Genomic DNA, 12,713 nt, shown 5'->3' with positions numbered 1-12,713 from the left:
GCCGCAATACTAGTGCGGCTTAAATCATAATAACAACGAACAACAAGGAGTTATTCTACATGCTTTCTTTTCGTCCCATGCGCGCTTTAAGTGTTTGCGTCGCGCTTTCCTTCAGCTTAGCCGCGAATGCTGGCGCACTCATTGCGCAACAACAAGCCACCTTAGACAAGCTAAAAGCGCAAGCCTTATCTTCTTCGCTTTCCTATGATGTGATCGAATCACTCACCACTGAGGTGGGCGCGCGCATGGTCGGCACACCGGCAAGTCAGCAGTCGGTGCAATGGGCTGTGGCTAAAATGAAAGCGTTGGGTTTCGACAAAGTGTGGGTGGAAGAGTCGCAAGCGACCAACTGGCAACGAGGTGACATGTCTGCAGCGATTAGCGCGCCTTTTCAGCATGATATCGTGGCCCTAGCACTGGGCAACAGTGTTGGGACTGATGGTAAGCCTTTGTCTGCAGAAGTGGTCGAGTTTAAAGATTTAGCCGCGCTAAAAGCGGCGCCAGCGGGAAGTTTAACCGGCAAAATTGCATTTATCTCCTATCGTATGGAGCGTCATATTGACGGTGCAGGCTATGGTCCAGCCGTGGGCGCGCGGGTGGTTGGCGCGTCTATTGCCGCTGAAAAAGGCGCAGTAGCTTACATCATGCGCTCAGTTGGCACAGATACCAACCGATTTGCTCATACCGGAGTGTCACGTTACACCGACGGCGTTAAGAAGATCCCTGCGGTAGCCATTTCTAATCCAGATGCTGATTTACTGGTAAACACGCTCAAACGTGACAAGCCGGTGACGTTTACACTAAACATGAGTGCGAGTGGCCCAACAGGTGAAACCACCACCATCGCTAATGTGATTGGCGAGATTACTGGCAGTGAGTCGCCAGAAAAAGTGGTGACACTCGGCGCTCACCTAGACAGCTGGGACGTAGGCACCGGCGCGATAGATGACGGTATTGGTGTGGGTATTACGTTAGCCGCAGCGCATTTTATTGGCCAACTGAAGGAAGCGCCTAAACGTACTGTGCGTGTTATTTTGTTTGGAGCAGAAGAAGTGGGCTTATTTGGTGCGAAAGACTATGTCGAAAAGCACAAGGCTGAAATGGACAATCATGTCATTGGCGCAGAGTGGGACTTTGGTAATGGAGATATTTACCGACTAGAACCCGGTGTTGGGCCGTCTTCGCTCAATGCGATTAGAGAATTGGCAGAGTATCTCGCACCAATGAATGTGGCTCTGGCGCCGACCAATACTGCGAAAGGCCAATCAGATATGAGCGCCCTTGGTGAAGTAGGTCAGCCCGCAGTGAATTTTGACCCTGACGGTAATGATTACTTTGATTATCACCACACTGAAAATGATACATTGGATAAAGTGAATCAAGCGGCGTTGAAGAAAAACACCGCAATTTATGCAATTTTCGCTTATTTCGCAGCGCAATCTGACGTAGATTTTCGTCAGTAAATACTGTTGTTAAAAGCAGGCTTAGCCTGCTTTTAACCTTGTACGGCCGAGTTTAGTTGATTTGTTTTTCCCGACTCTGCTGACGTAACCTAGCCATAAATAACGACTCATCTGGCACGCTTATTTGTGTCAGGGCTTGCGCCACATGATCAGACAAAAATTGTTCGGGAAAAGTGGCTCTAAATTTCACAAACTTGTCTTTGTACGCAAACAAAAATACTGAGGTGAATACTTCTTCCTGCAACTCATTTTTATAGCTGCCTGAAAAGTAAAGCCCGTCAATTTGCGCTCCTTCCACGCTTTGTTGCATGGTTTTCACGTCGGTAAACGTTAAGTCTGTCCAGGCTTGCTCTCGTATCACTAACTCAATCTCTTTGCGAATATTGGCCGACTCTTCAGCCAGTGCCGTTTGGTGATCAGCAAAATCAATTTTTCTGATCGGATACACAAACAAGTCGATTTTATCATTGAGGTAATCGGGGTTCATGTAAGTGATCATGGTTCCGAAGAAAGGATCGCGAAAGGTATATTGCTCAACGCGTTGAAAATCGGCGATGGTTACAGGTACATTCAGGCTTGCCGTGTAGTCGCTAGACTGAAGAACTTGAGCGAGGTATTCACTAGAAAAAAGGTTGTCTTTTTGCGCATCAGCGATGAAATGTGAGGCCAGATTTTGAGAGAAACGCTTGTCAGCTTCATCGAGCTGAGTAAACAATGAGGTTTTAGACACATAAGGCAATTGGTAGTCATATTGCTTTATTTTGACATTGCGCCAATACACAGACACTTCGGCTCGCACTTCTTGCTCTGATGTCATGGGGATCAAAAACAACGACGCACTCGACAACGCAATATTAGATAATTCAGCAGCCTTTTCCGAATGCAAATTAACAGTGGAGAATGCGACTTTGTATTCGGCTTCTTTGTCGGCAAACATCACGTCTTGAAACATTTTTGAGTCTGCCAAGCTTTGATAGTAATACTGAGGCTCGACAACATTGACATGGCAATATTGAAATGCCGACTCATCGTTGAAGCTTTTACATGCTTTGCTTAACTCTTCGCTTGGCGAATCATAAAAAACGGCCAATGGGGGCAAGGTGTTTTCGTTATTTTTATCGTATTGCGCATCCACCATTTTATCCGTGCTTGCACAACCCGAAGCTAAAACAAGTACGCCCGTAATGGCGAACCAATGGCGTAAAAGGTTATGTCGTAAATCCATACACATATTGTACTGCGTGACTAGAGTATGCTTAATAGTGGCTTATGTATGGATAAAATAAAAGGGCCGATTGGGTTTAATAGCGCGATTTTTCTAACGGGTTCTGTTGGTAGGAGAATATTACGCGCATTTATAATAAATTTATAGTTTTATATATTTGTGTTGGTTTTTTCAGTGTGGCAATTAAAATTTATTATTGTGTCGATTAAAAATAAATAAAAACAGTGATTTAAATATGTTGTTTTTATGCTTTTTGTGTCGCATTTTTTTACACATGGCGGTGAGTTTAGTTGATTAAATGGTGTGTTGCTTGGCTTTGCGGTTTTGGCTTGCGTTTTGCATTTCTACGGTGAGGCTTGGTAGCAGTCTTCGCTACCTATCATTTCTAGGAAAAACCATGTTGAAATTGTTGAAACAAAAAGTACTTATTGCGATAGGTGCGTTTTTGTTATTTTTACCATTGAGCGGAGCAAAAGCGGCGGTTATTGAGCTGGCTTTGGTCATAGACGGCTCAACGGCGTTAGGCTCGTCTAACTTCGCATTGCAGCGCGATGCCTATGCGTCAATTTTTTCAGATGATTTTTACACCAACTATGTATCTTCAGCTGACACCTTGTATGTGTCGGTTTACCAGTTTTCAAATCAGGTGTCTGAGGTTGCTACCAGTGTACTCATTGATTCTGATACTGCTGCGGAAGGTTTAGCGGCGACAATCGCTGCTATGACTTATCTGACCGGTGGATCTACACGTGTTGGTAACGCTGTAAACTACGCTGTGGAAGATTTGATCACCAACAGCATTACAAGTGATCGCATGGTGATTGATGTGTCAATTGGCACCACGCCTTACTACAATGCATCGGCTATTTCTGCCGCGAGTAATGCTGTAGACGAGGGCGTAACAGTTAATGCGATTGGTGTAGGAACTGCTGTAAGCGAAACTTTCTTGCAGAATTTCACAACAGCGGGAAATGGGTTTTATATGACAGCAGCAAACTTTCAAACTTTTGAAGATGCTTTGTCACAAAAACTCTACAAAGAGGTGTATTTACCTTCTGTAAATGCGCCAACTAGTATGTATGGTTTGTTTATACTTGCTGCCTTTGGTTTTATGGGGCGTCGTATAGCTCGCTAAGCAATACATTGCGAATTCATTAGAGCGCCGTTAGTTTTCACTAACGGCGTTTTTGTATGCCGTGTTCAGTGTTTAATGAAGTGGCTAAGTGCGATATCAGCGCGGTATGTAATCGTTTTGTGTACGTCTCTTTTATAATCACTCTCGCGAGTAATAGGCCAACAGCGCCTGCGGGTATCAATACGTAAGCCGCAGTGCCAATTAACCATGCGGCGAGGCTCACACAGATAGCAATCATCACTATGGGAGTAAATGTATGTACTAAGGACATAGGGTTAAAAAAGCCGCCTTGGTACACTTGCTCATGGGCTTGCTCTAGTAAAACAAACTGCTGTTCTCTCGGCAGCTCGTTAATCTCTTTAAAACCGTCAATATATTCTTTGAATTGCATATGCGATTGTTATCCATCACTGTTTGCGCTGGTTTCTGCGCTTTTATCCAGCCTTGCGGCCACTATAGCGATACAGGTAAAAATAACCCCGTCTGGGCGATCATCATGCACGGTAATTTGTGCTTTATCTCGCAAGCTAAAAACCTTGTCTGCGATCGCAGCTATTTGCTGTCCCTGATGAGAAATGTCAAATTTTAGGTCCCAAAGATTACCTTTAATTTCAGCGCCGTCATAAGGGCCGTCAATTACATGGTATTTGCGTGTCCACGACCAGATTTTCCGTTTCAACGTAAAGCTGCCAATGTGTCCGGTGATTAGCCAAGTGGGTGACCATGAAAAGAGTTTCTTTTCGATATGTGCAACCTGTTGCTCTCCTTGGAACAACCCCCATTTAGTGCGGAAAAACGTCCATTCTCCACGGGCCGTAAACAGGGGGGAGTCTTGCTCATCAGTGATGTTCATTTGGCCTTTTAGGCTCAGTATTTTATTTGCAATATTCAGGGTGGTACTCATAACCGCTTCCTTTATGTGAGTACGTAGTTACTTAGGCATTAGGAGATACTGGCTCCCACAATTCAATGGGGGTACCTTCTGGGTCATATAAGCGCGCAAAACGACCATTGGGATAAACTTCGTCATTCACCTCAACATCAATGCCGGCATCACGCAGCTGACCGACCATGGCATCTAAGTTTGATACCGTGAAGTTAATCATCCATTGTTTACTGGCATCACCAAAATAGTCGGTGTCTGCTGAGAAGGGAGCAAATACGGTGTCGCCGCCCACTTGTTGCCATGGTTGGGCTTCATAAGTTGTGGGTACTTGAGTAACACCTAAGTGTGTTTCATACCATTCAGCTAACGCTTTGGGGTCGGCTGCACGAAAAAAGACACCGCCAATACCTGTTACTTTTTCCATGCCCCTTTCCTTATATGCTCGGCGTTGTTAAACCGTGTTTGTAAATGACCGGCAACTTCATTATGTTGAGTGCTGGCGTGGCGTGCAAATTACCGCACTGGCGCCCGTTGCTAACACTACTATGGATCATGACGTGATAAAAATAAAACCCCTTTTTGTAACAATCTTATTCGTATTTTTCTGCTTACCTACCTACGCAACATCTGATTTTCGTTCGGTGTCTGTAGCGGGAGCCAGCGTAAGACAGCAGCCAATTATGATCCAAGGCCCTATGCCAATTGAGGCCGAGTATTTTGCTGGCCTTTTGACAGACGTGCGATTGGAAGTGTCGGGCAAAACCAAATTTTATGTGGGTACGTTAGACGGCTATCCTGTTGTGGTTGCGCAAACAGGTAAAGGGTTAGAAAACACCGCTGCGGCCACGGCAATCGGTATAGAAAAATACCATCCGCGTTTGATTATCAATCAAGGCACGTCTGGTGGGCATGATCCGTCACTAAACGTTGGTGATATAGTACTAGGTGAGCGTTCTGCCAACATCGGTAATTTTAAAACCCCTAAATTACCTGCTGGTGCGGGTTCACAACCATTAAACTGGAAACCTATGGATTTGTTGGCATCACAAGGTAGCGCAGGCGAAGGGAAGTCGGCGGCCGATTCTGAGCAAATCCGCTTTTATTTGGGTGATACAAACGCCATGGATATCGCGCTATCGTTGGCGGAATCGTATAGCCATGGAAAAGTGGTGAAAGGCACAATCGGTAGCGGCAATTTCTGGAATAATGAATTGGACCGTATTGCGTGGCTACACAAAAACTTTGGTACCAGTGTGGAGGAAATGGAAACCGCATCTGCCGCTCAAATTGCCTTTAACTATGGTGTACCGTTTTTGGGTATTCGCGTGTTGTCGAACAACATAACCAATGGTGGTCATTACAATCCTCAAACCGCTGAATACTGCCAGGAATATGTGAAAAGCTTCGTTAAAGCGTATATCAAACAACGACACTAAACATAAGAACTGGCGACTGGGCCAGTTGTCTAGCGGGCCTCGGCTTCGTAGCCTAATACGTATGAACTATTGACTACGTAATTACTGTGAAGTCGCCCTTTATCAACCATGTGCATGATTTCATGCTGTTCAGACGTTACTCCAAACGCACGATTAAGGCCTACTTAATCTGGATTGCTGACTATGTGCGTTTTCATCAATACCAACACCCTAAATCAATGGGAGATCATGAGGTTGAGACCTACCTTACTCATTTAGCGGTAAAGCGAAATCTATCAGCAAGTACACAGGCTAGCGCACTAAATGCATTGGTTTTTTTGTACGAGAAATACTTCAATACACCCATTAACAAAGAGCTGGGTTTTGTTCGTAGCCACCGCGATAAAAAGCTGCCAGTCGTGTTGACGTTTGAAGAAGCAAACCGACTCTTGGCTCATGTTGCACCGGCGCAGTTTTTACCCGTTGCGCTGCTGTATGGTAGCGGATTGCGTTTAATGGAATGCGTACGCTTGCGTGTGAAAGACATCGATTTTGATTTTCGCTGTGTACGTGTATGGAACGGTAAAGGAGGCAAACACCGTGTCACAACAGTGTCTGATTCTTTGCTGCCAGCGTTGAAAACCCAGGTTGAGAAAGTAAGCCAAGTACTGAGACAAGATCAGCAGGTAACGGAATATGAGGGGGTATGGATGCCCCATCAATTAGCGAAGAAGTTTCCAACAGAATCAAAATCATTGGGCTGGCAGTATTTATTCCCAGCCAAAAAGCTGAGTATTGACCCAGAGTCAGGTTGTTGTCGACGCCACCATATTGATGAAAAACAACTTCAACGAGCCATTCGGCAAGCGACCACCGCTGCAGGTATCGACAACAAACATGTTACCCCCCATACATTACGCCACTCCTTCGCTACCCACTTGTTACTGCGCGGGGCAGATATTCGCACAGTGCAAGATCAACTCGGCCATACGGATGTGAAAACCACGCAAATATACACTCATGTACTCCAACGAGGTGGTAACAGTGTAATTAGCCCGCTGGTGGATGTTACTTTACCTAAATAATCAACATTAGATAATAGTGCGGCTTACCAGAATAGTTAGCCGCATCAGTGTGTTAATTACAATTGTGGAATTGTAAGCACAGATTGCTCGCTGCTGCTGTATTCGATATCAACTGCGAAAACACCATCAGGTTTGGCGTAAAGCAAGTCTTTGGTGTCGATAACGAGTGTTAATTTGTGCCCCGCGGGTACATTGTATGCGGTGGTCGAGAGTGGCAACTCTATTCTCACGGGTACACCAGGTACTGCATCATGTAAGGTGACAGGTTTATGTGTAATAAGGTTGTCTAACCCCCATGGGTTTTGGTCATAGAGGTATGCGACAAGTTGAACGGTTTCACTTTTGGGGGCAAGCATGATGCTTAAATGTGGCGTACCGCGAATTTCCATGGTGTCATCTAAGCTTGGCGTTTCAAATAAAATGCTATTGGGGCGACTTAAAAGAAATAGATCTGTACTTACAGGAACACTGGCTTGTTCAAAAATTTGCGACGCGATTGGAATTTGGGTACTGGCAACGGTGTCGACCAATGAATTAACCGTATTGTCGCTCGTATACCAACGTTGATAGGGCGTTGTAGTCAAATCACCGTTACTGAAAACTCCACGAGGTTGCAAATAATAGGTTGAGTCGGTTGCTTCAGGAACCGGAAAGTCGTCGAATTGTTCATATCCAGATGTCAGTTTTACCTTCATATTGACAGGCTTTTGCCCTTCCATTGCATCTAGCTCACCTTTTAAATGTTGCGCAAACCATCGATGCAAGTTATTGAACACATGAATATTACCGTCACCGAGCAAACCGCCAATCTCGGTCCCTGCATGGGTACCTGGTTGCAGGTCAATGTGCTTCGGAACAGTGAGTGCGCTGAATAGTTCAACGACACTGTTTGGTTGAAACAGATTGTCGCCCCAGTTTTGAGCAATATACACAGCAGTGCCGTTTGCGTTAATGGTGTCGACCACTGAAAGCGGAGAACGAGGCTCGGTAAAAGCATAGATATCCGCTAAATTTTCACGGTTGAGCACATATTGCCATGTTTGTTCAATTTCAGGATCTGGGTTACCGGTAAGAACAGAAGTTAACGTTAGTAGTTCTCCCCAGATAAGACGCGGTGTGTCTTGTCCGTATAGTGATTCGAGTAGGCTTCCCCACGTACTCATGGCTCCGACTGCTTTAATGCGAGGGTCATGGGCAGCTCCTAAAAGACTGATCCCAGAACCGTAGGATATACCGGCAACGCCTATTGCATCTTCATTGATGTCGTAGTGTGCAATTAAGAAGTCGATCACATTGCTTAGGTCTGCCATATCTAAAGGCCCAGCAGTGTTGATCACGCCCCCCGATGTGCCAAACCCTCGTGTTGAGTAACTGAGTACAACATATCCCTCTTCGGCAAAGCGTGCAGCTTCAGAGAGATATTCATATTCGTTTAGTGCCCAACTATTGATAAATATCACAACGGGGTAATTACCTGTACCAAAGGTGGGGACAAAAACATTCGCCGCGAGTGTTACCCCGTCATCTGCAACGATAATAATGTCATCATCTGTGGTATACAGGTCAGATTCAGGAAATACCCCAATATTGAGCACGCCAGCCAATAAACTCACGATGTTTTCAAATAGGGTGTTTGCGTGTGGTTTCACACTCACTAAAGATAGAGTAATGGCAATAGCCAGTAGTATTTTTTTCATTTGTTGTCCCTCGCTTTGTATGAGATACCGAAACACTTCCAATCGGCATAGTGCTGAGCTTGTTTTTAACAAAATTCAAACAAGTGTTTAACAATAATAATCAAATGAAATTAAAATTCATTATTTTCATTGATAAGGGAGGGATGTGTTGTGAATTTGTCGCTAAAATCAGTAAATATGTTTAGAGGTTGACCACTTGCTTGTACTGGATGTTCTACCCCATGTGAGTTTGCAAAATGAACGATAACATGCTGCTTTTTATCTCTTTTATGGTTTTTTTGATGACACTTTTTGCAACTGAATTACATGAGAGTGAAACGTGTTAGCTATCACTAGTATGAATGATAAAAATAGAGATGTGCTATCTGAAATTGCCGACAAAGAGTGATGAGAAAAGGCCGTGAGTAACTAATGATACTTGTGACCGTGTTGAAAGTTTTAGCCTGATTTTATAAAAAACCGTGTGATAACAAAGGGTAGTAAAAACGGGGCTTTATACTTATACTGGGTCTATTGTCAATTGCCTCTAGCGCAGTTGGCGTGCGGGCTTCAGGCCTTATAAGTTGCCTGCCAAATACCTGCACCCAAATATTCCACTAACAACAATTTAGACAGTTGAGAACGTTACATGGTGATGCGATCGGAAAAGGCTGCGAAAACTGCAATTATAACTGGAGCCACAGGTCAAGATGGCGCTTACCTTGCCAAGCTTTTATTGGGTAAAGGGTACAATGTGATAGCAACGTATCGCCGCACGAGTTCAGTCAATTTTTGGCGAATGGAAGAGCTGGGCATTACTGATCATGAGCGATTACATCTGGCCGAATACGATCTAACCGACCCCGGCGCAAATTTCAGGTTGCTCAGTCAAAATAACATTGACGAAATATATAACCTTGCTGCACAGAGCTATGTTGGTGTGTCATTTGATCAGCCTCATACCACAGCCCAAGCTACTGGGTTTGGGCCTGTGAATATCTTGGAGTGTATTCGTCAGATAAACCCGGAAATTCGTTTTTACCAAGCGTCGACATCTGAAATGTTCGGAAAGGTTGTGGAAGTCCCTCAAAATGAAAACACTCCTTTTTATCCCCGAAGTCCTTATGGCGCAGCAAAACTCTACGCGCATTGGATGACGGTTAATTATCGAGAAGCGTTTAATATTTTTGCGACGTCAGGGATTTTATTCAATCATGAAAGCCCTCTAAGGGGTCAGGAGTTTGTGACGCGAAAAATCAGTGCAAGTATCGCGCGCATCCAAGCTGGTCAGCAGGACATATTGAAACTCGGTAACCTTGATGCAAAAAGGGATTGGGGTTATGCCGAGGATTATGTTGAAGGGATGTGGCGTATTTTACAGCACGACACCCCTGATACATGGGTGTTATCTACCGGACGCGCAATTTCTGTACGCGACTTTACTCAGTTGGCCTTCGAAGCTGCTGGAGTCACGTTAGCCTGGAGTGGCCAAGGAAAACAAGAACAAGGGCATTGCGTTAAAACAGGTCGATTACTGGTAAGTGTTGATCCTGACTATTATCGCCCTGCAGAGGTTGATTCTTTATTAGGTGATGCTAGCGCCGCGAGAACACAACTCGGATGGGAGCCGAAGGTTCAGGTTGAAGAGTTAGTACGCATGATGGTTGAGGCTGATATTGCTCGCTTGAAGGTTGGGAGATTAAACTAACATGCGAGTTCTGGTGACTGGTTTAAGCGGGTTTACAGGTCGTTATCTAGCGTCAGAATTAACCGGCCGTGGGCATCAAGTCATAGGACTAGATTGTGACTTACGCAATGCCGACGCAGTTCGAAAAAACATAAGAATTGTGTGTCCTGAAGCTGTTATTCATTTGGCTGCTCGTACTTTTGTTGCAGACGATGACATCCAGGGGTTTTATGACGTTAATCTCATGGGAACGCGTAACCTACTCTCGGCATTATGCGATATAGAAGGGGTTAACGCCGTCATAGTAGCAAGTAGCGCTAACATCTATGGTAATCAAGAAGGTATGGTTAATGAGACCATTCAGCCGCAGCCAGCTAATGACTATGCGGTTAGCAAGTTAGCGTCAGAGCACGTTGCTGGCCTTTTCGCTCATCGATTACCACTTATGATAACTCGACCGTTTAATTATACTGGGGTTGGGCAATCGACACACTTTCTGATCCCAAAGATCCTTTCACATATTCAGATGCAAGCCAAGGAAATCCGACTTGGTAACATTGATGTGAAACGAGACTTTGGCGATGTTCGCGCAGTGGTTGCCGCGTATGCTGGGCTAATTGAACAGCCTTCGCCTGGAGCCGTAGTTAATGTGTCTACAGGTGTTTTATGGTCTCTTTCCGACGTATTGGAAATCGTTCAATCGACTGCCGGTCATCGTTTGCAAGTTGAGGTCGATCCACAATTCATTCGCGCGAATGAAGTTCGTCAACTTTGCGGTGATAACACTCGGTTGCGTCAGCTTTTACCGGACTGGACACCTATTCCATTTGAAGACACGTTGCGTTGGATGTTGGAATCTTTCCATTAATTAACACCAGAACATTTGTCATTTTTGTCACAACAAAAAAGAGCGCCGAAGCGCTCTTTTAAATATGTGAAAGGTATCTCTAATTTAGCGGGTATTACACGCGTTCAAACACGGTAGCAATACCTTGGCCTAGGCCGATACACATGGTGGCCAAGCCAACTGATTTGTCGTTCGCTTCCATCAGGTTGATAAGCGTTGTGCTGATACGTGAGCCTGAGCACCCTAATGGGTGACCCAAAGCAATTGCACCACCATTCAGGTTAACGCATTCGTCGTACTTCTCTAACCAACCCAACTGCTTGATACAAGACAAGGCTTGCGCTGCGAAAGCTTCGTTAAATTCAGCAAGCTCGATATCGTCCATGGTCATGCCAGCGCGTTTCAGCGCTTTTTGCGTGGCGGGCACAGGGCCAAAGCCCATGATCGCTGCATCACAACCAGCAACGCCCATTGAACGGATTTTCGCACGCGGCGTTAAGCCTAGTTCTTTCGCACGGTCAGCCGACATCAGTAACATGGCTGATGCACCATCAGAAATGGCTGATGATGTACCTGCGGTAACGCTACCGTTAACAGGGTCGAATACGGGGCGCAATGCACCTAGTGTTTCTACCGTGCTTTCCGGGCGAATAACTTCATCAAAATCGATAAGTTTAAGTACGCCATCAGCATCGTGACCTTCTACTGGCACAATCTCGTTAGCCCAACGGCCTTCTAGGTGTGCTTGATGTGCGCGTTGATGTGAACGTGCACCAAAGGCATCTTGCATTTCACGGGTGATACCATTTTGGCGACCAAGTAGCTCAGCGGTCATACCCATGTTACCTGATGCTTTAGCCGTGTATTTCGCTAGGCCAGGATGGAAATCTACGTTGAACGTCATAGGTACGTGACCCATGTGCTCAACACCACCAATCATAAACACATCGCCTTGACCGGTCATGATGCCTCTTGCGGCATCGTGTAATGCCTGCATCGATGAACCACACAAACGGTTAACCGTTACTGCACCGGTTGAGCGAGGAATATTAGTAAGTAACTGGGCATTACGAGCAATGTTAAAGCCCTGTTCTTTGGTTTGCTGCACACAACCCCAAATGATGTCTTCAATCTCAGTAGGATCAACACCTGGGTTACGTGTTAACAGTGCACTCATCAAGTGTGCAGATAGGGTTTCTGCACGAGCGTTTCTGAATACGCCTCCCTTGGAACGACCCATGGGAGTTCGAATACAATCGATGACTACGACTTCTTTCATTTTTAATCTCCTTGG

12 protein-coding genes are annotated in these 12,713 nt (G+C 45.2%); 6 read left to right on the top strand and 6 right to left on the bottom strand.

Annotated features, from left to right (window positions below; translation table 11 throughout):
- Positions 1-59: 59 nt before the first annotated feature.
- A complete protein-coding gene (locus tag ACXAH6_RS07370) occupies positions 60-1,463 on the top strand; it encodes a M20/M25/M40 family metallo-hydrolase (protein WP_474875999.1) in 1,404 nt (467 codons plus the stop codon).
- Positions 1,464-1,515: 52 nt separating this feature from the next.
- Here ACXAH6_RS07370 and ACXAH6_RS07365 read toward each other — a convergent pair whose 3' ends face one another.
- On the bottom strand, positions 1,516-2,688 hold the full coding sequence (locus ACXAH6_RS07365) for a hypothetical protein (RefSeq protein WP_474875998.1): 1,173 nt from the start codon (positions 2,686-2,688) through the stop codon (positions 1,516-1,518).
- 397 nt (positions 2,689-3,085) lie between these two features.
- Here ACXAH6_RS07365 and ACXAH6_RS07360 point away from each other — a divergent pair, with 397 nt between their 5' ends.
- On the top strand, positions 3,086-3,823 hold the full coding sequence (locus ACXAH6_RS07360; RefSeq protein WP_474875997.1) for a DUF1194 domain-containing protein: 738 nt from the start codon (positions 3,086-3,088) through the stop codon (positions 3,821-3,823).
- A gap of 40 nt (positions 3,824-3,863) precedes the next feature.
- Here the strand turns inward: ACXAH6_RS07360 and ACXAH6_RS07355 are convergent, their stop codons facing one another.
- Genes ACXAH6_RS07355 through ACXAH6_RS07345 form a run of 3 tightly spaced genes read right to left on the bottom strand, consistent with a single transcriptional unit; the run spans position 3,864 to position 5,133 of the window.
- Positions 3,864-4,214 carry a hypothetical protein gene (locus tag ACXAH6_RS07355; RefSeq protein ID WP_474875996.1) on the bottom strand — a complete coding sequence of 117 codons (351 nt, stop codon included), beginning with the start codon at positions 4,212-4,214 and terminating at the stop codon, positions 3,864-3,866.
- Positions 4,215-4,223: 9 nt separating this feature from the next.
- Positions 4,224-4,727: an LURP-one-related/scramblase family protein gene (locus ACXAH6_RS07350; RefSeq protein WP_474875995.1), complete on the bottom strand. Its 504-nt coding sequence runs from the start codon at positions 4,725-4,727 to the stop codon at positions 4,224-4,226.
- 31 nt (positions 4,728-4,758) lie between these two features.
- On the bottom strand, positions 4,759-5,133 hold the full coding sequence (locus tag ACXAH6_RS07345) for a VOC family protein (RefSeq protein WP_474875994.1): 375 nt from the start codon (positions 5,131-5,133) through the stop codon (positions 4,759-4,761).
- 256 nt (positions 5,134-5,389) lie between these two features.
- Between ACXAH6_RS07345 and ACXAH6_RS07340 the strand changes: the two genes are divergently transcribed.
- Positions 5,390-6,145 (top strand): 5'-methylthioadenosine/S-adenosylhomocysteine nucleosidase, encoded by a 756-nt coding sequence (locus ACXAH6_RS07340; RefSeq protein ID WP_474875993.1) that lies wholly within the window; start codon positions 5,390-5,392, stop codon positions 6,143-6,145.
- Between the two features lie 80 nt (positions 6,146-6,225).
- Positions 6,226-7,209, top strand: coding sequence for an integron integrase (locus ACXAH6_RS07335; protein ID WP_474876051.1), 984 nt, complete (start codon positions 6,226-6,228; stop codon positions 7,207-7,209).
- A 56-nt stretch (positions 7,210-7,265) separates the two neighbouring features.
- On the opposite strand, the gene ACXAH6_RS07330 is transcribed toward ACXAH6_RS07335, so the two are convergent.
- Positions 7,266-8,906, bottom strand: coding sequence for a CocE/NonD family hydrolase (locus ACXAH6_RS07330; RefSeq protein WP_474875992.1), 1,641 nt, complete (start codon positions 8,904-8,906; stop codon positions 7,266-7,268).
- A 628-nt stretch (positions 8,907-9,534) separates the two neighbouring features.
- Here ACXAH6_RS07330 and gmd point away from each other — a divergent pair.
- Both gmd and ACXAH6_RS07320 read left to right on the top strand, forming a co-directional pair.
- Positions 9,535-10,593: a GDP-mannose 4,6-dehydratase gene (gene gmd, locus ACXAH6_RS07325; protein ID WP_474875991.1), complete on the top strand. Its 1,059-nt coding sequence runs from the start codon at positions 9,535-9,537 to the stop codon at positions 10,591-10,593.
- A gap of 1 nt (position 10,594) precedes the next feature.
- Positions 10,595-11,440: a GDP-mannose 4,6-dehydratase gene (locus ACXAH6_RS07320; RefSeq protein ID WP_474875990.1), complete on the top strand. Its 846-nt coding sequence runs from the start codon at positions 10,595-10,597 to the stop codon at positions 11,438-11,440.
- A gap of 94 nt (positions 11,441-11,534) precedes the next feature.
- Here ACXAH6_RS07320 and fadA read toward each other — a convergent pair whose 3' ends face one another.
- Positions 11,535-12,698, bottom strand: coding sequence for an acetyl-CoA C-acyltransferase FadA (gene fadA / locus ACXAH6_RS07315; protein WP_474875989.1), 1,164 nt, complete (start codon positions 12,696-12,698; stop codon positions 11,535-11,537).
- Positions 12,699-12,713: the final 15 nt, after the last annotated feature.

The sequence above is a fragment of the Alteromonas sp. ABE4_545 genome, from assembly GCF_056161325.1.
Note: the sequence above shows the minus strand (reverse complement) of the source record. Positions and strands in the feature narration are given on the sequence as shown.

Bases quoted from the DNA above. Each gene is read 5' to 3' on its own strand.
- ACXAH6_RS07330 (WP_474875992.1), bottom strand. From the start codon at position 8,906: ATGAAAAAAATACTACTGGCTATTGCCATTACTCTATCTTTAGTGAGT.
- ACXAH6_RS07345 (WP_474875994.1), bottom strand. From the start codon at position 5,133: ATGGAAAAAGTAACAGGTATTGGCGGTGTCTTTTTTCGTGCAGCCGAC.
- fadA (WP_474875989.1), bottom strand. From the start codon at position 12,698: ATGAAAGAAGTCGTAGTCATCGATTGTATTCGAACTCCCATGGGTCGT.
- ACXAH6_RS07360 (WP_474875997.1), top strand. From the start codon at position 3,086: ATGTTGAAATTGTTGAAACAAAAAGTACTTATTGCGATAGGTGCGTTT.
- ACXAH6_RS07340 (WP_474875993.1), top strand. From the start codon at position 5,390: ATGATCCAAGGCCCTATGCCAATTGAGGCCGAGTATTTTGCTGGCCTT.
- ACXAH6_RS07320 (WP_474875990.1), top strand. From the start codon at position 10,595: ATGCGAGTTCTGGTGACTGGTTTAAGCGGGTTTACAGGTCGTTATCTA.
- ACXAH6_RS07370 (WP_474875999.1), top strand. From the start codon at position 60: ATGCTTTCTTTTCGTCCCATGCGCGCTTTAAGTGTTTGCGTCGCGCTT.
- ACXAH6_RS07355 (WP_474875996.1), bottom strand. From the start codon at position 4,214: ATGCAATTCAAAGAATATATTGACGGTTTTAAAGAGATTAACGAGCTG.
- ACXAH6_RS07365 (WP_474875998.1), bottom strand. From the start codon at position 2,688: ATGGATTTACGACATAACCTTTTACGCCATTGGTTCGCCATTACGGGC.
- ACXAH6_RS07350 (WP_474875995.1), bottom strand. From the start codon at position 4,727: ATGAGTACCACCCTGAATATTGCAAATAAAATACTGAGCCTAAAAGGC.
- gmd (WP_474875991.1), top strand. From the start codon at position 9,535: ATGGTGATGCGATCGGAAAAGGCTGCGAAAACTGCAATTATAACTGGA.